The organism is Rhizorhabdus sp. (genome assembly GCF_018006725.1).
GTDB lineage: Bacteria > Pseudomonadota > Alphaproteobacteria > Sphingomonadales > Sphingomonadaceae > Rhizorhabdus.
Genome location: NZ_JAGMXV010000002.1, coordinates 1 through 19,420, shown reverse-complemented (window position 1 = coordinate 19,420; position 19,420 = coordinate 1). Strand labels below are relative to the sequence as shown.

General features: G+C 66.3%; 21 protein-coding genes. 3 read left to right on the top strand and 18 right to left on the bottom strand.

Going from position 1 to position 19,420, the window contains the following annotated elements:
• Positions 1-34 precede the first annotated feature (34 nt).
• The 4 genes from KAY22_RS00630 to KAY22_RS00615 form a co-directional block, all read right to left on the bottom strand.
• Positions 35-2,443, bottom strand: coding sequence for a TonB-dependent receptor (locus KAY22_RS00630; RefSeq protein WP_296618849.1), 2,409 nt, complete (start codon positions 2,441-2,443; stop codon positions 35-37).
• A gap of 312 nt (positions 2,444-2,755) precedes the next feature.
• Positions 2,756-3,748 carry an anthranilate phosphoribosyltransferase gene (gene trpD, locus KAY22_RS00625; RefSeq protein WP_296618979.1) on the bottom strand — a complete coding sequence of 331 codons (993 nt, stop codon included), beginning with the start codon at positions 3,746-3,748 and terminating at the stop codon, positions 2,756-2,758.
• The gene (locus tag KAY22_RS00620) at positions 3,745-4,338 is read right to left on the bottom strand and encodes an aminodeoxychorismate/anthranilate synthase component II (RefSeq protein ID WP_296618846.1); all 594 of its coding nucleotides are present in this window, start codon (positions 4,336-4,338) and stop codon (positions 3,745-3,747) included. The genes trpD and KAY22_RS00620 overlap by 4 nt, the downstream gene beginning before the upstream one ends.
• Positions 4,339-4,402: 64 nt before the next feature.
• Positions 4,403-5,026 (bottom strand): DUF1826 domain-containing protein, encoded by a 624-nt coding sequence (locus KAY22_RS00615; RefSeq protein WP_296618843.1) that lies wholly within the window; start codon positions 5,024-5,026, stop codon positions 4,403-4,405.
• Between the two features lie 68 nt (positions 5,027-5,094).
• Between KAY22_RS00615 and KAY22_RS00610 the strand changes: the two genes are divergently transcribed.
• Positions 5,095-5,535: a MerC domain-containing protein gene (locus KAY22_RS00610; RefSeq protein WP_296618842.1), complete on the top strand. Its 441-nt coding sequence runs from the start codon at positions 5,095-5,097 to the stop codon at positions 5,533-5,535.
• Positions 5,536-5,539: 4 nt separating this feature from the next.
• On the opposite strand, the gene KAY22_RS00605 is transcribed toward KAY22_RS00610, so the two are convergent.
• From KAY22_RS00605 to hemN, 6 genes are all read right to left on the bottom strand, one after another.
• On the bottom strand, positions 5,540-6,361 hold the full coding sequence (locus KAY22_RS00605; RefSeq protein WP_296618839.1) for a phosphatase PAP2 family protein: 822 nt from the start codon (positions 6,359-6,361) through the stop codon (positions 5,540-5,542).
• 159 nt (positions 6,362-6,520) lie between these two features.
• On the bottom strand, positions 6,521-6,880 hold the full coding sequence (locus KAY22_RS00600) for a hypothetical protein (RefSeq protein ID WP_296618836.1): 360 nt from the start codon (positions 6,878-6,880) through the stop codon (positions 6,521-6,523).
• Between the two features lie 112 nt (positions 6,881-6,992).
• A complete protein-coding gene (locus tag KAY22_RS00595) occupies positions 6,993-8,663 on the bottom strand; it encodes an MFS transporter (protein WP_296618977.1) in 1,671 nt (556 codons plus the stop codon).
• A 184-nt stretch (positions 8,664-8,847) separates the two neighbouring features.
• Entirely contained in the window at positions 8,848-9,375 is a 528-nt protein-coding gene (locus KAY22_RS00590) for a GNAT family N-acetyltransferase (RefSeq protein WP_296618833.1), read from the bottom strand.
• A gap of 26 nt (positions 9,376-9,401) precedes the next feature.
• Entirely contained in the window at positions 9,402-9,632 is a 231-nt protein-coding gene (locus tag KAY22_RS00585; RefSeq protein WP_296618830.1) for a hypothetical protein, read from the bottom strand.
• The gene (hemN, locus tag KAY22_RS00580) at positions 9,622-10,941 is read right to left on the bottom strand and encodes an oxygen-independent coproporphyrinogen III oxidase (RefSeq protein ID WP_296618827.1); all 1,320 of its coding nucleotides are present in this window, start codon (positions 10,939-10,941) and stop codon (positions 9,622-9,624) included. The genes KAY22_RS00585 and hemN overlap by 11 nt, the downstream gene beginning before the upstream one ends.
• 130 nt (positions 10,942-11,071) lie before the next feature.
• Here hemN and KAY22_RS00575 point away from each other — a divergent pair, with 130 nt between their 5' ends.
• Positions 11,072-11,731 carry an OmpW family protein gene (locus KAY22_RS00575; protein ID WP_296618824.1) on the top strand — a complete coding sequence of 220 codons (660 nt, stop codon included), beginning with the start codon at positions 11,072-11,074 and terminating at the stop codon, positions 11,729-11,731.
• 110 nt (positions 11,732-11,841) lie between these two features.
• Positions 11,842-12,057, top strand: a complete 216-nt coding sequence (locus KAY22_RS00570; RefSeq protein WP_366514051.1) for a hypothetical protein — start codon at positions 11,842-11,844, stop codon at positions 12,055-12,057.
• Positions 12,058-12,062: 5 nt separating this feature from the next.
• On the opposite strand, the gene KAY22_RS00565 is transcribed toward KAY22_RS00570, so the two are convergent.
• From KAY22_RS00565 to ccoO, 8 genes are all read right to left on the bottom strand, one after another.
• A complete protein-coding gene (locus tag KAY22_RS00565) occupies positions 12,063-13,529 on the bottom strand; it encodes a porin (RefSeq protein ID WP_296618821.1) in 1,467 nt (488 codons plus the stop codon).
• 123 nt (positions 13,530-13,652) lie between these two features.
• Positions 13,653-13,820, bottom strand: coding sequence for a cbb3-type cytochrome oxidase assembly protein CcoS (gene ccoS, locus KAY22_RS00560; RefSeq protein WP_296618818.1), 168 nt, complete (start codon positions 13,818-13,820; stop codon positions 13,653-13,655).
• Positions 13,817-15,937 carry a heavy metal translocating P-type ATPase gene (locus KAY22_RS00555; protein ID WP_296618816.1) on the bottom strand — a complete coding sequence of 707 codons (2,121 nt, stop codon included), beginning with the start codon at positions 15,935-15,937 and terminating at the stop codon, positions 13,817-13,819. Before KAY22_RS00555 ends, ccoS begins: the two co-directional genes overlap by 4 nt.
• A complete protein-coding gene (locus KAY22_RS00550) occupies positions 15,934-16,389 on the bottom strand; it encodes a FixH family protein (protein WP_296618814.1) in 456 nt (151 codons plus the stop codon). The genes KAY22_RS00555 and KAY22_RS00550 overlap by 4 nt, the downstream gene beginning before the upstream one ends.
• Positions 16,390-17,832, bottom strand: coding sequence for a cytochrome c oxidase accessory protein CcoG (ccoG, locus tag KAY22_RS00545; RefSeq protein WP_296618812.1), 1,443 nt, complete (start codon positions 17,830-17,832; stop codon positions 16,390-16,392).
• Entirely contained in the window at positions 17,832-18,701 is an 870-nt protein-coding gene (gene ccoP / locus KAY22_RS00540; protein WP_296618810.1) for a cytochrome-c oxidase, cbb3-type subunit III, read from the bottom strand. The genes ccoG and ccoP overlap by 1 nt, the downstream gene beginning before the upstream one ends.
• Positions 18,694-18,858 carry a cbb3-type cytochrome c oxidase subunit 3 gene (locus KAY22_RS00535; RefSeq protein ID WP_296618808.1) on the bottom strand — a complete coding sequence of 55 codons (165 nt, stop codon included), beginning with the start codon at positions 18,856-18,858 and terminating at the stop codon, positions 18,694-18,696. Before KAY22_RS00535 ends, ccoP begins: the two co-directional genes overlap by 8 nt.
• On the bottom strand, positions 18,855-19,420 hold a 566-nt coding region (gene ccoO, locus KAY22_RS00530; RefSeq protein ID WP_296618806.1), incomplete at its 5' end, for a cytochrome-c oxidase, cbb3-type subunit II. The genes KAY22_RS00535 and ccoO, both read right to left, overlap by 4 nt.

Here is a 19,420-nt window from a genome sequence, read left to right as displayed (position 1 = left end):
TGGCGGATCCTCGCGCGGGCGCTGCCGCAGTTGTTCAGAAGCGGTAGTTCAGACTGAAAACCGCCTGCCGTCCGACGCCGGGTTGCGCCCAGCTGCCGTTGACGTTGTTGCGGACCGTCGTGACATATTTCTCGTCGGTGAAGTTCTGCACGTTGACCTGCGCCTTCAGCTGGTCGCTGATCGGGTAGGACAGCATCAGGCGGTGGATCGTGTAGCTCGGCACCCGATAGCCGACATAATTGCCGGCGGTCAGCTGGGCCACGGTCGGTTGGTTGAGCAGAAAGCTGCCCTGATAGGTCAGGCCATAGCCGACCTCGAGGCCGAAGCCGAAGCGATAGGTGGTGAACAGGCTGCCCGAATGGCTGGGCGTGTTGACCAGCTCATAGCCGCGCGTCGGATCGGGGAAGGCTGCGCTGTTGGCGCAGGCGGTGCTGGGGTTGGCAAGGCAGAAGTCGGACACGCCCTGCAGGATCTTCGACTCGAGGTACATATAGTTGGCCGAGATCGTCCAGTTGCTGGTGATCTGGGCCGAGGCGCCGAGCGAGAGGCCTTCGACGCGTTGCTTGCCGTCGAGCGTCTGATCGGGAAGGGTCGGGTCGTTCGAGTTTACCCGGATCGAGTTGCGCTCGTTGCGGAACAGCGCGGCGGTGAGCAGCAGCCGGGCATCGAACAGGTCGGCCTTGGCGCCGATCTCGTAATTATAGGTGGTCTCCGGCTTCAGTCGGCAATTGGCGTTGGTGCAGGCGCCATCGACCGACGCCTGCGAGGGCAGCTTGGAATTGCCATAGGCGACATAGAGGCTGGTATTGGCGCTGGGCTTGAACACCGCGCCGATGCGGTAGGACAGCAGATTGTCGCTCACGCGGAAGGGGCCGGTCGCCGCACTCAGGTCGCCGAGATTGGCCGCGCCCGCCGTGGTGACATAGCTCAGCGTGCGGTTCGATCCCTTGACATGCTCATAGCGCACGCCACCGTTCAGTTCGAACCAGTCGCTGAACTTGGCGGTGTCGAACAAATAGGCGGCATAGCTTTTCTGCGTACCGAAATTGCGGCTTGTCAGGATGAAGTTGACCGGGCCGGTGTAGATGTTGCTGCCATAGGTGAAGCCTGCGGGCCCCTGCACCACCTCGCCCGGATTGGCGATGCTGACGAGCGGGAAGGTCGGGGTCGAGCCGTCGGCGTTGCGCGGCAGCGTGCCCTGCGTCTGGCGATAGTCCTGCCACAAGGCCGAGACGCCCGCGACCAGCGAATGCTCGATCCCGCCGATGGCGAATTCGGCGCTCAGGTCGGTCTGCGTATAGGCGGTCTCATTGGTGATGAAGCGTTCGACGCCGCGTCCGCCGGTCGGCAGATAATAGCCTGCGGGCACGGTCGCGGGGCAGGCGGCGCCGACGGTCGCGCCCGGAACTGCCGGCTGCAGTCCGGTCGAGGCGAGGCAGAAGGTACCGGTCGGCTGGCTGGTGACGGTGTGCTGGCGGATCTTTTCGTAGCGGGTCAGGTTGCGAACGCTCAGCGCATCGCTGAAACGGTGGCTGAAGATGCCCTGCATCGAATTGGTCTTGGAATCCTGCCGGTCGAGATTGGCGAAGCCATAATAGCCGCTGCGATCGAAGTCCGACAGGAAGCCGCCGAGATTGGCGTAATAGCGCAGTCCATATTGGGGCATCGCCTTGTCGTCGAGATGCTCGAACTGCAGGGTCAGGCTGGTGGGGCCGTCGACGCCGATGGTGACCGAGGGGGCGATGCCCCAGCGCTTGTAATCCTCGACGTCGCGGCCGGGCACGTCATTCTCATGGTAGACGGCGTTGAGACGTACGGCGATCAGGTCGCTGACGCGGCGGTTGGCGTCGAGCGTGGCGCGGTAATAATTGTCGGTGCCGACGCCGGCATCGACGATCGTCTGGTCGTCGCCCTGGGGCCGCTTGGTAACGAGGTTGATCGTGCCGGCGACCGAACCGCCGCCGTTCATGACCGAATTGGCGCCGTTCGACACCTCGACCTGCTCGATATTATAGACCTCGTTGCGGTTGAGGAAGGCGGCCGAGCGCACGCCGTCGACGGTCACGTCGTTCTTGGCATCCTGTCCACGCAGGATGATGCGGTCGCCATAGCCGAAGCCGCCCTCGCCGGCGCCGAAGGTGATGCCGGGGACGGTGCTGAGCACGTCGCGCAGAGTCAGGAGGTTTTGCTGCTGGATCGTCGCCTTGTTGATGACGGTGATCGTCTGCGGCGTGTCAAGCAGCGGGCGGGTATATTTGGGGGATTCCATCCGCTCGACCTTGGGCGTGTCCTCGTCGATCGCGGTCGAACTGACGGTCATCCCGCCGAGCCGCTTCTCCTCATCGGGCTTCGCGGCGGTCTGCGCCACAGCCGGCGCGCTTGCGATGAAGCCCACGCAGGCCAATGCCAAAAAGCCCGAGCTGGCCAAATCCCTGTTCGTCATGCGGATCCCCTTCGATATGTCGCTGGTTCGCTGCTAACGATAGTGAGAATGATTCGCAATTAATAAAATGAGAATTTGTCGCAACAATGTTTGAAGGTGATCGAGGTGCAAGCCGCAGCGCTTGGTCGATTTAGGCGGGCAGCGCCGCTTCCCCTCCACCATGCTTCGCATGGTCCCCCTCCCCGTGCCGGGGAGGAACTAAGGTGTAAAAGTTCCTCCCCGGAACGGGGAGGGGGACCGCCGAAGGCGGTGGAGGGGGAATGCGGAACGAGCGTTTATGGGCAGCCCAAGCTAGCCGATGCCGTCATAGGATCAGAAGGCGATCCAGCGGGTCAGGAGCCGGCGCGCGGCGCCGCTGTCGATTGCCTCGCCGGCCATGGCGACACCATCGGTCCAACCCTCTGCACGACCCGCGACGATCAGCGCTGCGGCGGCGTTGAGCAGCACCGCGTCGCGGTAGGCGCCCCTTTCGCTATCGAGCAGCCGGCCCAGCGCGGCGGCATTATAGGTGGCGTCGCCGCCGCGAATGGCCTCGAGCGGGTGGCGCGACAGGCCTGCATCGGCGGGCTCGAACCGCTCGGGGCCGAAACCGACCTCGCCGAGCCGAAAGATGCTGCTCGGCCCGCCGATCGACAGTTCGTCGAGCGGTTCGTCGCCCGACACCATCATGGCGGCATCGCAACCGATCCGTTCGAGCGCCCCGGCATAGACCGGCAGATAATCGGGCCGCGCGACGCCGATCAGCTGGCGAGTGACGCCGGCGGGATTGCAGATCGGTCCCAGCAGGTTGAAGATCGTCCGCCGGCCGATGCGCTTGCGGATCGGGCCCAGCGGCTTGAGCGCGGGATGGTGCTTCTGCGCGAACAGGAAGCAGATGCCGAGCTCGTTGAGGCTCGCTTCGGCACGCTCGGATGCGCGATCGAGGTCGAGCCCCAGCGCCTCCAGCGTGTCGGCTGCGCCGGCCTTGGAGGAGGCTGCCCGATTGCCATGCTTCGCCACCGGCACGCCCGCACCCGCAACCACGATCGCAACGGCGGTCGAGACGTTCAGGCTGTGCGCCCCGTCACCACCCGTGCCGCAGACGTCGATCGCACCTGGGGGAGCCTGAACGGGCACGACCCGCTCGCGCATGGCGAGGGCCGCGCCGGCTATCTCCGCGCTGGTTTCGTCGCGCTCGGCCATCGCCGTCAGGAAGGTGACGAGTTCTTCCTCGCCATGCCAACCGTCGAGGATCGACGCGAAGACGGCATGGGCCGTTTCCTGATCGAACGGAAAACGCGGATCGGGCAGCGAGGCCAAGGTCAGCCGCGGTCCTTCACCGCGATGCCGGCTTCGCGCATGAAATTGGCGAGCAACGCATGACCATGTTCGGTGGCGATGCTTTCGGGGTGGAACTGCACGCCATGGATCGGGAGCGTCTTGTGGCGTACGCCCATGACCTGCCCATCGGGCGTGCGCGCGGCGATGTGCAGCGCGTCGGGCATCGTTTCCTCAGGCACCACCAGCGAATGGTAGCGCGTCGCGGTGAAGGGTGAGGGGAGTCCCCTGAACAGGCCGGTGCCGTCATGGATGATCGGGCTTGTCTTGCCGTGCATCAGCTGCGGTGCGCGCTCGACGCGACCACCGAAATACTGGCCGATCGACTGATGGCCCAGGCATACGCCGAGCAGCGGACGTCCTGCCTCGGCGCATGCACCGACCAGGTCGAGCGAGATACCCGCTTCGTTGGGCGTGCATGGGCCGGGCGAGATCAGATAGGCATCGGCGCCGCTCGACATCGCCTGGCCGACGCTGATCGCGTCGTTGCGGACGACCTCCACCCGCGCGCCCAGTTCCATCAGATAATGGACGAGGTTCCAGGTGAAGCTGTCATAATTGTCGATGACGAGGATCATGGCGCCGCCCTAACGGCTTTATGGGCGACAAGAAAGCGCGATCTGTGCCTGCTCCCGGACGCGTTCAAGCTATCTGGTGGCGGTCGGGCGTAACCGGATCGATCGCAAGCAGCAGCCGAGTTTCGCCGCTGCCGTCGATCGGCGGCGAGCGGTGGAGGATGCGCGGCTCGTCCACCAGCATATGCCCCTTGAAGATGGCCACCTCGCCGGCCGTCATTCTTTCGATCGGGTCGGTGCGATCCGCGAGACACCACTCCGTCCCGCGGCCCGACAGCGTGGCGATGAGCCGCGCCCGGACATAATCCATATGGAACTTCCAGCAGGCATTGGTCTGTACGACCTCCAGGCGCAGGCGGAGGCACGGCGCCGGGAAGAGCGCTGCGAAGCCGGTGGCGCGCGCAGCGACTTCGGCAATGAGCGCGGTTCTGACAGGAGCATATCCCGGTCCGGCATCGTCTATGGCGCGGGCGACACCATCGCAAAGCGCGGCGACGGCGATCTCCACGTCGATGTCGGCAATGCTGGCCGGATCGAGCCTGTCCAGCGGCGCGAGTGCGAAGGGCCTGGGCCGCTGCCAGAGCGCCAGCTGGACGTCCTGATCGGTTATGGTCGACAGGACCGCCTCCGAGCTCCCTCTCGCGACCGGCGGGCTGAGAGCTGCGGGAGCGATGGAAAGAACAGGGGCCACCGATTCAGCCTTGAAAGTAATGTTATACCATTACATATCGGCCGCCGATCAGAAGGAAAGAGGCGGTAATGATGCAGGATGATGAAAAGCGGCCATCGGCCCGAGCCGAGAGCGTGCTGGACGGCTTTGCGGTCTGCGCTTCCTTCACCTGCATGGCGCATTGCCTTCTGCTGCCCTTGCTGCTGGCGGCGCTACCGGCCTTTGCCGACCGGCTCGACCCTGGCGAGAGCTTCCACCTGGTCGTGTTGCTGGTGGCGATCCCGACCAGTGCCTTCGCGCTGGTCGCTGGTTGGCGGCGGCACCGGGCCTCGGTACCGCTGGCCGCCGGATCGGCGGGCCTCGCGTTGATGGCGGCCGGTATCGCCTTTGCCAGCCGCGAGGCGATCGAGACGGGTCTGACTGTCGCCGGCAGCCTGTTGCTCGCCGGTGCTCATGTCGCGAACTGGCGCAACCGCCGTCGGCGGCCGGCCGCTGCGGCGATGGCGGAGCGCTGCTTCGACCCCGCCTGATCGATCAGGGCTTCTGGGCCAAAGCGGCGTCTTCCTGCGCGCAGTTGCGCGACGGCGCCGTCGATCGGGCGGCGATCGCCTCGGCTTTGGCGGCCTGAAGATCGGCCTGAAATCGAGGGTCGGCACGCAGGCGGGCAACGACCGCTGCCCCCATAAGTCGTCCCTGCTCGACATCGCTGAGCCAGTGGAGGTTGCAGATGCGCCGGCTGTCCCCGAAGGCGATGCCGCGTGCCACCAGCCGTGCGGAGCGATCGGGCACGATCTCGGCCAGCATCAGGCCCCAGCCGAAGCCGATCGCACTATGCCCGGACGGGTAGGAACCATCCTTGCGCAGCATCTCGGTGTAATCGGGCGAGCAATTGGCTTCGCCATTCTCCATGAACGGGCGCGCCCGCTTATAGCGTTCCTTGACACCATAGGTCGCGAGCCCGAGGTCAGGCAGGCTGCGGCGCATGAGGCGATCGATCGCCGGTGTCGCTTGCGGGCTGATCTCGAAACCGGCAGCGCAGGAAAAGGCGCCTGTCGCAGCCGGCGTGCGGAGGTCGGCGTCGGCCGTGGCGAGGTCCCAGCGCGCGCCCTTGCCGAGCGCGAGCGCCGCCTTCGACGCCTCCCGATCGCGGGCCAGCGCGGCGGACCCTTCGGTGGGCGGTGCGGGCAGAATGGCGAGGCTGTCGGGCAAGGCCTCGCGGGCGAGATAGCCCTGCGCGAGAAGCGTGTTGACCGGTGAGGTCATGGCGGGCGGCACGTCGGCGGCGATGACGATCCCGCCTGCCAGCAGCATGACAGCAACAGCGCTGAAGAGGGCGGTCCGGCATTTGCGCGTCATCGTCATCCTCTCGCGGCTGTTTCGCTCCTTGCAATAAGTAGCAGCGGTCGGCGGGGCGACCAAGGCGACGCCCCTCCTGCGCTGCGCCTTCGGTAAGCCGGGGATCATGACACGATCATTTCCGGAAGCTTGAATGAACCCGAACCTCGGGACAGGGACTTACAAAGCCTGGCAACTCCAGACCCTGAAAGACAGTGGTCGTCCCCTGGGTCCTGTAATCGTGACATAGCCACCGGGACGGAAGGGGTGGGTCTCGAGGTGGAACACCGCCTCGTCCTCCCCGTCGGGTCCATAAGAGATCACCCATCGGTCGCGGACATGCGCGAGGTGGCCCTTGCGTTCCGGTGCGTCCGGTGTCGATTTCAACACGGTCGCCTCTTCGGGCTGCTCGCGCAGGCGCCGCTGGTCGACGAAGCCCGCCGGATTGAGCGGGAGGCGCAGGAAATAGCAATGGTCGCGCGAGCCGTCCGGATCGTCCGGCGCAGGGGCTAGGTCGAGGCGAACGATGTTCCACGGCATGGCGCTGAGCTAGGCAGGAGGACGGGCCGCGCTCCATTCGTAAACATACGGATGGCGACGCGGCTTGCGGGCGCGGCTCTGTCTGTCGCGCTCTTGCCCGCAGCGCCCCGGCCTAACGGTCGATGTCGCGCTGGAAGGTTTCCGGCAGGAAGAAGAGGCCGATGAGGACCGTCGCTGCAGCGATGAGGATCGGATACCAGAGACCATGATAGATGTTGCCCGTCGCGGCGACCATTGCGAAGACGATCGTCGGCAGGAAGCCGCCGAACCAGCCATTGCCGATATGATAGGGCAGCGACATCGAGCTGTAGCGGATGCGGCTTGGGAACAGCTCGACGAGCAGCGCCGCGATCGGTCCATAGACCATCGTCACCAGCAGGACGAGCATGGTCAGGATCGCGACCACCATCGGCTTGTCGATCGCTGCGGGATCGGCGGCCGCAGGATAGCCAGCATCCTCGAGCGCCGATTTCGCTTCCGCCTGAAAGGCCGCGACCGCCGCTTTGCGTTCCGCGCCGGTAACGCGGGCCGGGTCCGGCGCATCAATCCGGCGATCGCCGATGCGGATGCTCGCGATCGTGCCGGCCGGAGCCTCGACATTGCGGTAGCTGATGCCGCTCTTGGCGAGAAAGGTCTTGGCGATGTCGCAGCTGCGATCGTCGAAGCTGTTCTTGCCGATGGGGTCGAACTGGATCGAGCATTCGGCGGCATGGGCGATCACCTCGACCGGGGCCGATGCCTGCGCGCGCGCCAGCGCCGGATTGGCGGCTACGGTCAGCGCGTTGAACAACGGGAAATAGCTCAACGCCGCGATCGCACAGCCGGTCAGGATGATCGGTTTGCGGCCGATCCGATCGGACAGCCAGCCGAAGAAGACGAAGGCGGGTGTCGCGATGCCCAGCGCGATCGCGGTCAGGACATTGGTCGTCGCGCCGTCGACCTTCAGGGTCTTTTCGAGGAAGAACAGCGCGTAGAACTGGCCGGTGTACCAGACCACCGCCTGGCCGGCGACGGCGCCGAACAGGGCCACGAGCACCCATTTGAGATTGCCCCAGCGGGCAAAGGCTTCGGTCAGCGGAGCCTTGGAGGTGGTGCCTTCCTCCTTCATCTTCTGGAAGACGGGGCTCTCGGCCAGTTGCAGGCGGATCCACATCGAGACTGCCAGCAGCACGATCGAGACGAGGAAGGGTACCCGCCAGCCCCAGTCCGCGAAACTGTCCTCCCCCATCAGGAATCGGACCCCGATCACCACCAGCAGCGCGGCGAACAGGCCGAGCGTCGCTGTGGTCTGGATCCAGCTGGTGTAGAGGCCGCGCCGGTCGGCGGGCGCATGTTCGGCGACATAGGTGGCGGCCCCACCATATTCGCCGCCCAGCGCCAGGCCCTGCAGCAGGCGCAGGCCGACGAGAATCACGGGAGCCGCGACGCCGATCTGATCATAGGAGGGCAGGCAGCCGACCGCGAAGGTCGACAGGCCCATGATCGCCATGGTGACCAGAAAGGTGTTCTTGCGTCCGACGAGATCACCGATCCGCCCGAAGACGAGCGCGCCGAAAGGCCGCACCGCAAAGCCTGCCGCGAAAGCGCCGAGCGCCAGGATGAAGCCGGTCGTCTCGTTGACGCCCGAGAAGAAATGGGCGGTGATGGCGGTTGCCAGCAGGCCGTAGAGATAGAAGTCATACCATTCGAAGACCGTACCGAGCGAAGAGGCTGCGATGACCAGCTTCTCGTTCTGGGTTGCCCGGTGGTGCCTGGGCAGTTCGGCCAGCTCCGCTCGCTCCATCATCCTCGTCCCCTTAGCTTAGAAGCCATGTTTGGCTGAAAACGCGGTCCGGTCTCTTCGACCTGAGCGAGCCCGATCGCGCACGGAGCGCACCATGTCGGATTTCTGCCCCGACGTCCAAGCCCGTCGATGGCGGCGGCAGGGTGATGAAGCGGTTGCGCGGTCGGAAGCGCGCCGATCTCCTTCAGCCGTCGAAGCGGATTTCCAGCAGGACCAGACTGGGATCATCGGGACATTCGCGCGCCGAGAAGCCCATTTCGCGCTCCAGTTCAATCGCGGCATGGTTGTCGCGGCTCTCGATCGACTGGAGCCGCTTGATGCCTCGGGCCTTCGCCGCGCGCGCGACATGGTCGAGCAGCGTCCAGCCGATGCCGCGCCCCTTGCAGTCGCGGCGGATCGCGATCGCCACCTCGGCGGTGTCGAACACCGCGTCGCAGCCGAGCACGGCGGTCGCGACCATCTCGCCTTCTTCGTCGAAAGCGAGGAAATTCTCGCTGCGCTGATGGTCGACCTCGGTCATCGCCTGAATTTGTCCAGCGGGGACATGGTGGACTGCGCTGAGGAAGCGGAAGCGCAGATCCTCCGCCGACACGCGCTCGAAAAAGGCGACCAGCAGGCTGGCATCTTCGGGTGATGCAGAGCGAACGAGCAGCGGCTGGCCGCTGCGCGTGCGGAGTTCGGTAACCGGGGCGAGCGTCGCTGAGGCGGACATGATCAAATCCTTCGGGCGGAACAAGGTCAGGTGACGGCGCGCCGCCGCCGCGGATCGGCCGCGTGGCAGGCCATCGTACAATTCTCGTCATGGGGGCGGTGCTTGCCCCCGATGGGGACGTCGACCGTCCGCGTCGCGCCGCCGCTGCACAGCTCGACACGCATCGTCGCGGCCGGTGCCGGCCCGGCCGTGCCGAGCATTGCCACGATCATCGTGGCGGAGGCGATCAGGGCCATGGTGCCGGGCTCAGATGGCATTACTGAACCGCCCTTCGCTGATGGGACGGTGGCCGTCGAAACAGGCCGCGATCGAGCGCGCATAGGGCAGGGCATCGGCGGCGAGTTCTATTGTGTCGCCTTCGATGCGCAGCAGATTGCGCTGCGCGAAGATGTCGAGCGCCGGGCCGGCCGCCTGTAGCAACGCGCGTCCGGTGCGTGCTCGTCCGGCACACAGCAGCTGTTCGATGACCCTGGCCCGGGCGAGTTCCTGCTGGTCGCGCCGGATGCCGCGTTCGACCGGGACCCGGCCGGCGGTGACGGTCTCGCGATAGGCGCCGGCATTTTTCTGATGCTGTGTCAGGAGCTCGGGGAACTCGCTGATCGCGCTCGCGCCGAAGCCGATCAGGTGGCGGCTGCCATCCTCGGTGAAGCCCTGGAAATTGCGGCGCAGCGTGCCCGCGCGTGCGGCGATGGCGAGCGCATCGTCCGGGCGCGCGAAATGGTCGAAGCCGACCGGTACATAGCCCGCCGCCACGAACAGATCGTGACCCGCTGCGGCCTGGTGAAAGCGCAGCGCAGCGTCGGGAAGCGCGGAGGCATCGATACGACGCTGGCGCGGAAACATCGACGGCAGATGGGCATAGCCGAACAGCGCTATGCGATCGGCGCCCAGTTCGATGGCGCGGGTCGCCGAACGCTCGACATCGGCGATCGTCTGTCCCGGCAGACCGTACATCAGGTCGAAATTGATCGAGCCGACCCCGGCGTCGCGAAAGCCTGCCACCGCGCGGGCAATCATGGCGTCGGGCTGAACCCGTCCGATCGCGTCCTGGATCGCGGGATCGAAGGTCTGCACGCCCAGGCTGACCCGCTGCACGCCCACGGTGCGCAGCGTTCCCAGCCAGGCCGCATCGAGCGTGCGCGGATCGATCTCCACCGAGATGACCGGCGCCGACGCGCGAAAGCGCGTGGTCAGACGGTCGACGAGGCGGACGAAGTCGAGCGGGGCGATGGCGTTGGGGCTGCCGCCGCCGAAGGCGATGCGCGACACCACGCCCCGTCCCGACAGCCGATCGGCGACCATGTCGATCTCGGCATCCAGCGCTTCAAGATAGGCCGCCAGCCGATGGCTGCGGTTCGCCCGACCGGTGTTGCAGCCGCAATAGCTGCAGATCTCGTGACAATAAGGGATGTGTACGTAGAGCGAGAGCGGCGCGCGCGCCGGGATCGCGTCGAGAGCCTCGGCGAACTCGGCGGTGCCGACGTCCGGCTGGAACTCGGCGGCAGTGGGATAGCTCGTGTAGCGCGGCACCGCGCGTTGGAGCAGGGCGGGATGATAGGTCCACATGATCGGACCGATCGCATGCCGGGGCACTGGCGCCCTTGATCCGTATCAAGAGCGGGGTTGCGCGAGGTCAAGGGAGCGGCGGGGCCGGGGGCGCATCAGGGCCGGGTCAACGCACAGGGATTTACGAGACATGATCCGCAAACTGATGATCGGAACCGCAGTCGCTGCCACCATGCTGGCGGGACCTGCGCGCGCCGAGCAGGGTGACCTCCTCATTCGCCTGCGCGGTATCGTCGTCGCGCCGAACGAGAAGTCCGGTTCCGTGCTTCCCGCCTTCCCCGGCGAGAAGGTCAAGGTGAACAACAGCTTCATGCCCGAGGTCGACTTCACCTACATGCTGACCAAGAATGTCGGCACCGAGCTGATCCTGGCGACCACCAAGCACGACGCCAGCGGCCGCACCGGCACGACCGGATCGATCGGCAAGCTGGCCTCGACCTGGGTGCTGCCGCCTACGCTGACGCTGCAATATCATTTCGCGCCGGAAGGCCAGATCCGCCCCTATGTCGGCGCGGGCGTGAACTACACGATCTTCTATTCGGAGAAGGCGTCGAAGGGTCTCGTGGCGGCGGTCGGCAAGACCGACGTCTCGATGAAGTCCAGCTTCGGCTATGCGCTGCAGGCCGGCGTCGACATACCGATTGGCAAGCGCGCATTCTTCAATCTCGACGTCAAATATATCGACATCGACACCCGCGCGCGGCTCGACACGACTGCCGCTGCGACCCAGCGGGTGAAGCTCCATCTCGACCCGTTCGTCTTCGGTGCTGGCATCGGCATGCGTTTCTGAGACAAGTCCTCCTCTCCGACTTGCACCTTGGGGAGGCTTCGGCTTCCCCTTCTTTTTGTGGAACCGCAGCCCGGGCAGGGCGTATCAGGCCCGCAACACATGGAGATTATATGATGCTGAGTACCGCTCTGGGTGCCCTGATCGGCAGCGCCATCGATGGCGCGGACGGCGAAGATTCGACCGCCGACGGCGCGATCATCGGCGCGGCCACGGCCACCGTGGTCCGGGCGATCGTCCCGCTGGTCTTCACCTATGCGGTCGGCTGGGCCGTGCTCAAGGGGCTGGATTCGGCCAAGGACGCGGTGTTCGGAAAGAACAGCGACTGATCGGATCAGTAGCTGAACTGGAGCTGCGTCCGGATCAGCTGCCCCTCGGCGCGGCCGGTGCGGCGTTCGTCGGCTTCGCTGCGCTTCATCGACGCATAAGCGATGGTCAGTTCGAGCGGCTTGATGATCTGCCACTCGACGCCCAGCTCCAGTTCGTCGGTTTCCAGGCGCGGCGCGTTGGTCGCGGCCTTCCATCCGCCGCGATAGCGCTGCCAGCGGGCATAGGGCATGATCGGCCCGATCGGGCTTTCCTTGATCCGGTACATCGTCTGGACATAGCCGCCGCTGAGCTTCTTCGAGCGGATCGTCTGGGTCGCCGTGTCGAATTGCGGCGCCTTGCCCCAGTTCCATTCGGCCTGGAAGCCGAAGGGCTTGGGGTAGAGGACGATATGTGCGCCCGCGCGGTTGTCGTCATAGGCGACCGCGCTGACCCCGCCCGAGCGGATCTCGGGGCGGAATTTGTTGAGCATGGCGGAGCCGCCGACCTCAAGGACCTGTCCCTCGAACATCTCGCCCAGTCCGTCGAGCTCGAGCGGCCAGGTCGCCATCGCGACCTTCATCAGATGCTTGTCCTGCTCGGTCTTGTTGATGCCTTGCCCATTGTATAGGGCCAGGCCGAGGGCGCCGTAATTGCCGAACAGCTTCTGGCCATCGGCTGCCAGCCGATCCCAGATCTTCTGGACATGGGTCGGGGTGTAGAAGGCGACGACGCCCAGATCGCGTTCACCCGGGATCGCGCTGTTGATTGCATCAGAGCGGTCGAGCGTCAGTCGGTTCGACGAGGACTGAAGATTTTCCCAGCCATAGGGGACCTTCGACTGGCCGAAGCGCAGGTGGAAGCGCTTGTCCTTGTCGAGGAAGAAATCGGCATAGGCGTCGCGCAGCTGGCCGAAGCCTTCGCGGCGTTCGCTGCCCGCCTGATTGTTCACCGCCGTGGCGAAATCGGGCTGAATATAGATCGACAGGCGGTCGGTTACGTCGCCCTGCAGGACCAGACGGACCCGGCGCAGCGAAAAACTTCCCTTGTCCGAGATCGACGAGTCGTGGACCGAGCGCAGGCGCGAGATGCCGGCTGGAGCGGTATCGTCCCCCGACAGAAAGGCGTTGTAGCGCATCTGGGTGTAGCCGCGGATCTGAAGCCGCTCATACCAGGCCTTGGACTTGTGCACGGGAGCCGATGCCAGGACGACCGGCGCATTGGCTGGCGTCCCGGCCGCAGGAGCCACGGCCGGGCTGGCGGCAAGCGATGTCGCCGGGACGGGCGCGGCGCTGGCCGGGGTGGTGGACGATGAAGCTACGGCGGCATCCGCAGGCCGTGCCGTGCCGGCGGCCTGGGCCGCCTGCAGCGCCTTGACCATGGTCCGCAGTTCGTCGATCTCGCGCTTCAGCTCTTCGATCGTCTGCGCGCCCGCGGGGCCAGGGAATGCGAGCAGGGTGCCCGCGATCAGCGCCGCCTTGAAGCTGCGTGCCATGTATCTTGCCTTCAGGATGATGAAAAACCAGCTCGCCCTAGGCCGGGTTGATGACAGTTCGATGACATTTGTGACGGGCTGGTGACGAAATGATTACAGAGGCGGCTGCCAGCTCCGGCTAAGTCAGGAGGCGTGTGAATCCCTTTCAACCGGCTCGTCGTCGAGAAGGATACGGATTGCCGCGCCTTCCGGGTCGTCGAACTGGCCCACGCGCAGCGCCCAATGGAAGGCAAAGAGACCGGCGAGCCCGAGGCCGAGCGCGATCGGGATGAGCAAGGCAATTCCGTTCATACGCCGATCCTCCGGAGCCGCAGCGCATTCGCCACGACGATGATTGAAGATGTCGACATTGCTATCGCGGCCACAAGTGGCGTCACCATGCCGGCCAGCGCGAGCGGTACCGCCAGCATGTTGTACCCGATCGCGAGAACGAAATTCTGTCGGACGACGCGCATCGTGCGCCGCGCGGCGTCAATAGCGGTCGGAACGGGGGCCAGCGAGTCGCCGAGAAACACCAGGTCGGCCGCCATCTGTCCGACATCGCTGGCCGAGGCCGGCGCCATCGATACATGGCCGGCAGCCAGCGCGGGGCCGTCGTTCAGCCCGTCGCCGACCATCAGCACGCGATGGCCGATCGCGGCCTGGCGGTGGATCGCGTCGACCTTTTCCGCAGGCGACAGCCCGACGGCGGCCGTCAGGCCGAGTTCGGCCGCTACCGGCGCGACCGCTGCGCGCCGGTCGCCGGACAGGATGGCGCATTCGAGCCCTTGTGCTTCGAGCCGCCGCACGCTCGCCTCGGCCTCGGGCCGGATGCGGTCGCTGAAGCGCAGCAGGCGCGGCGGCTGACCGTCGACGGAGAAGGCGCAGGCAAGCTCTTCGCCGGGCGCCATGCAGCCGATCCAGGCCGGGCTGCCGAGGCGGATCGTCCTTCCGGCCAGCCGCGCTTCGACGCCCTTGCCCGGATATTCGACGATCCGGCCGAGATCGGCGGCGGTCACGCCGTGCGTTTCGAGCCGGCGCGCGAGCGCAATCGACAAGGGGTGGCGGCTAGCCCGGGCAAGCGCCAGTGCCAGTGGTTGCTCCTCGGCCGACAGGGGCATGTCCCCGACCAGTTCGGGGCGTCCGAGCGTCAGCGTGCCGGTCTTGTCGAAGCGCACGCTGTCGGCTTCGGCCAGGCGTTCGAGCGCGGAGCCGTCCTTCACCAAAATGCCCCGCCGCATCATCGCGCCGGCGGCGACCACCTGTGCGACCGGCACGGCCAGTCCGAGCGCGCAGGGGCAGGTGATGATCAGTACCGCCACGGCGATCAGCAAAGACTGATGCCATCCGGCGCCGGCGATCATCCAGCCGGCGAAGCTGAGCGCCGCCAGAGAGTGGACGGCGGGTGCGTAGAGCCGTGCCGCGCGGTCGGCGATGCGGACATAGCGCGACTTGCCCTGTCCGGCGGCTTCCATCAGCCGCGCCATGCCCGCGATTGCGGTATCCGCGCCGGCGGCGGTCACGGTGATCTCGACGGGTGCAGCCAGGTTCAGCGTGCCGGCGATCACGCGATCGCCCGTGGCAGCGGGGGCGGGCTCGCTTTCGCCCGTGACGAGCGAGGCATCGATAAGGGTCTCGCCCTTTTCGATTCGTCCGTCCCCGCTGAAGCGCTCGCCGGTGGCGACGATCATGCGCATGCCTGGAGAGAGATCGGCGGCGCGGACCCAGGCGCTGCTGCCGTCGGGATAGACCACGGTTCCGCCGGGCGCGGTCTGACGCATCAGCGCCGCAGCGCTGTCGCGAGCACGATCCCGCATCGCGCTGTCGAGATAGCGGCCCGCGAGCAGGAAGAAGAGCAGCGAGACCGCACCGTCGAAATAGGCATGGGCTCCGCCGACGATCGTTTCGAACAGGCTCAGCAGCGTCGCGAGAAGGACGCCGATCGAGATCGGCACGTCCATATTGGTCCGGCCATGGCGCAATGCCGCCCAGGCCGACTTGAAGAAGGGCTGCCCCGCATAGGCGACGGTCGGCATCGCGATGAGCGCCGATAGCCAGTGGAACAGATCGCGCGTGGAGCCCTCCGCTCCCGACCAGATCGACACCGACAGCAGCATGACGTTCATCGCCGCGAAGCCGGCAACCGCCAGAGCCTTGAGCAGGTCGCGGCTTTCGCGCGCCTGAGCCGCGTCCTTTTCGCCGGGTTCGACCAGAAGTTCGGCGGTGAACCCCAGCTCTCCGATCGCACGGCGCAGTTCGGCATCGTCGAGCGAGCCGTCATGATCGACCGCGACCCGCTTCGCCGTGAAATTGACACGCGCAGAAACGACGCCCGGCAACCCGGACAGGCCGTCCTCGATCTTGGCGATGCAGCCGGCGCAGCGAATGCCGGGCAGGACGAATTCGGCGTGGGACAGCAGCGCGTTCATGCGGGCACCTCGTCGACGAAGCGGGCGGCGTCATGGCCGTTGCGGACCTCGATCCGCAGCCGCCAGCGGCCCGCCGGCAGGGTCTGGATCGAGCGATATTGGCCGTTCCCCTGGCTCTCGAAGCGCAGGGGACGGTCGGGTTGGCGCCCGAGCGGATGCTGTGCCACGGCGGTGACGCTGGCTTCGGGGAGAGGGCCGCCGGTGCCATGGAGATGAATCTCCGCCCGGTCACCGACGCGATCGGCCCCGACCGTCCAGCCCAGCTTGCGTTCGGCGGCGGCTTCGTCGAGCCAGCGGTTGAAACGCTGGCTGGCGACATAGCTGTTGTCGACCACGGTGCCCCCGAAGCTGTGCGACGCCACGGTGGCCATGGTCACGTTGACCGCTATGACCACCGTGAAGAAGCCGACCATCGAGGCCGCCATGTGGCGGCCGGTAAACCCTCTGCGCATTTACTCCTCCGGTCCTTCGAAACGGCTCTCGACGCGGTCGCTTGCCTTGTGGTCGTCGGCGGCCGTGACGGTGAAGCCGACCGGCACGCTCGCTTCCGCCTGCGCTTTTCCACGGACATAGATGCGCCGCTGGGCGACGCTGTCGGCGGGCACCGTGAAGCGCAGAACGGGCGCGGCGGCGCTCTCGCCATCGGCCGAGTCCCACATCCGGGCGTCCGCCATGCCGTCGAGGCTAAGCAGCACGACGCGCGGGCGCGACTCCATGTTGCGCAGCTTGATCGTATAGGCGTTGCGGACGTCGCCGTCGGACATGCGCACCCAAAGCGGGTTGCGGTCATGGCCGACGGTCAGGTCGAGGCGCGTGCGGTTGCCGAGCGCGAACATCATGACCAGCCCGACCAGCGCCCACAGCCCGACATAGAACAGCGTACGCGGCCGGGTCAGCGTCCGCGCGATCGGTATCGGAGCCGCGCCGGCGGCTTCGGCCTCGCAGCCTTCCAGCGTCGCATAGTCGATCAAACCGCGTGGCTTGCCGATCTTGTCCATCATCTCGTCGCAGGCGTCGATGCAGAGCGCGCAGGTGATGCAGGCCATCTGCGCGCCGTCGCGAATGTCGATGCCGGTCGGACAGACCTGCACGCAGGCCTTGCAGTCGATGCAGTCGCCAGCACCCTCGCTGCGCTTGGTGCCGTGCGACCGGGGTTCGCCGCGCCAGTCCTTGTAGGTGACGATGAGCGACCGTTCGTCGAGCATCGCCCCCTGGATACGCGGCCAGGGACACATATAGATGCAGACCTGCTCGCGCATCAGTCCGCCGAACACATAGGTGGTTGCCGTCAGCACGCCGATCGTCGCATAGGCGACGGTCGCCGCCTGTCCGTTCAGCAGGTCGGACAGCAGCGTCGGGGCATCCGCGAAGTAGAAGATCCAGGCGCCTCCGGTCAGCAGGCCGACGACGATCCATGCGCCATGCTTCACGGCGCGACGCGCGATCTTGGCCGTAGTCCACGGCGCCTTCTTCAGTCGCAGCTGCGCGTTGCGGTCGCCGTCGATGAAGCGCTCGATGTGCAGGAACAGGTCCGTCCACACGGTCTGCGGGCAGGCATAGCCGCACCAGGCGCGGCCCACGGTCGAGGTGACGAGGAACAGGCCGACGCCGGCCATCACCAGCAGCCCCGCGACGAAATAGAATTCGTGCGGCCAGATCTCGATGCCGAAGAAATAGAAGCGGCGATGGGCGAGGTCGACCAGCACCGCCTGGTCGGGGGCATAGGGGCCCCGGTCCCAGCGCAGCCAGGGCGTGACATAATAGACCGCCAGCGTCGCGGCCATGACGTACCATTTGAGCCGACGGAAGAAGCCGTCGACCGCGCGCGGAAAGATGTCGGCGCGGCGGGCATAGAGCCCGCCCTCCTTGCCGGTTCTGTCCGCATGACCGGACATTATTCGCCACCTCCGAGCGAATGGACATAGGCGGTGAGCATGTTGATCGTCGCCGCGTCCAGCTTCTCGCCCCAGGCCGGCATGACGCCATAACGGGCGTTGGTGATCGTGGTCGTCAGCGCCTCACGGTCGCCACCATAGAGCCAGATCGCGTCGGTCAGCTTCGGCGCGCCGAGTTCGCGATTCCCATGGGCGTCGGCGCCATGACAGGCGGCGCAGTTGGCGGCGAACAGCGCCGCACCGCGTTGTGCCGCTGGGCTGGTGCCCTCCTGCCGCGAGATCAGTCGTACATAGGACACGACGTCCTGAATCTCTTCGGGCTTCAATATGCCGTCGCGTCCGAAGGCGGGCATTTGCGACATGCGCGTCGTGCTGCTGTCGGGCTGGCGGATGCCGTGCAGGATGGTGGCATGGATCGCGGCGCGGTCGCCGCCCCACAGCCAGTCGTCGTCGTTGAGGTTGGGATAGCCCTTGCTCCCGGCGGCGCCTGCGCCGTGGCAGGGCGCGCAGTTCACCTTGAACGCGGCGCGACCGCCCGCGACGGCGGCCTGCATCAGCGGGCTGTGCGGATCGAGCGTCGCGATGTCGGCGCTGGCGATCGCGGTGCGGGTGGCGGCGTTCGCCGTATCCGCCGCGCGCATCTCCTGCCGCAGCTCGCCCTGGCTGGTCCAGCCGAGCAGGCCGGTGGTCGCCCGGTCGAGCAGCGGGATCGCGGGATAGGCGATCGAATAGCCGATCGCGAACAGGATGCAGGCATAGAAGCTCCACAGCCACCAGCGGGGCAGCGGCGTATCGAGTTCCTCGATGCCGTCCCATTCATGGCCCTTGGTCTCGGTCCCGGTCGCTTCGTCGATCTTCTTCTCAGTCATCGCACGGGCTTTCGTCACGAAGAGGAATGAGGCTCGCGTCGCGATGGGCTGCCCGCGCCGAGGGGCGCAGCGCCCGCCAGGTCGCGAGCAGGAATGTCGTGGTCAGGAAGAGCAGCCCCCAGCTGTCGGCGGCGTGGCGCAGCGTCTCGTAGTTCATCGCGCCTGCTCCATCGGTTCGGCGGCACGGGTGTCGACCAGCGTGCCGAGCATCTGCAGATAGGCAACGAGCGCATCCATCTCGGTCACCCGCTTGGGGTCGCCGTCGAAGTCGCGGGCCTGCGCCTTGGGATAGCGCGCCTTCAGGAGGCTGCTGTCAGCGTCGGGGCTGGCCTGGGCGAGCGCATCCTCGACCGCCTTGTCGATCGCCTCCTTGCTGTAGGGGACGCCGACCTTTCGCAGCGCAGCCAGATGTTCGTCGAGATGCTTCACGTCGAGATCGCGTTCGCGCAGGAAGGCGTAGGCCGGCATGATCGATTCCGGCACCACCGAGCGCGGATCGACGAGATGCTGGACATGCCATTCGTCCGAATAGCGACCGCCGACGCGGGCGAGATCGGGACCGGTCCGCTTCGACCCCCACTGGAACGGGTGGTCGTACATGCTCTCGGCGGCGAGGCTGTAATGGCCGTAGCGCTCGACCTCGTCCCGGAAGGGGCGGATCATCTGGCTGTGGCAGTTGTAGCAGCCCTCGCGGATGTAGATGTTGCGGCCGGCCAGTT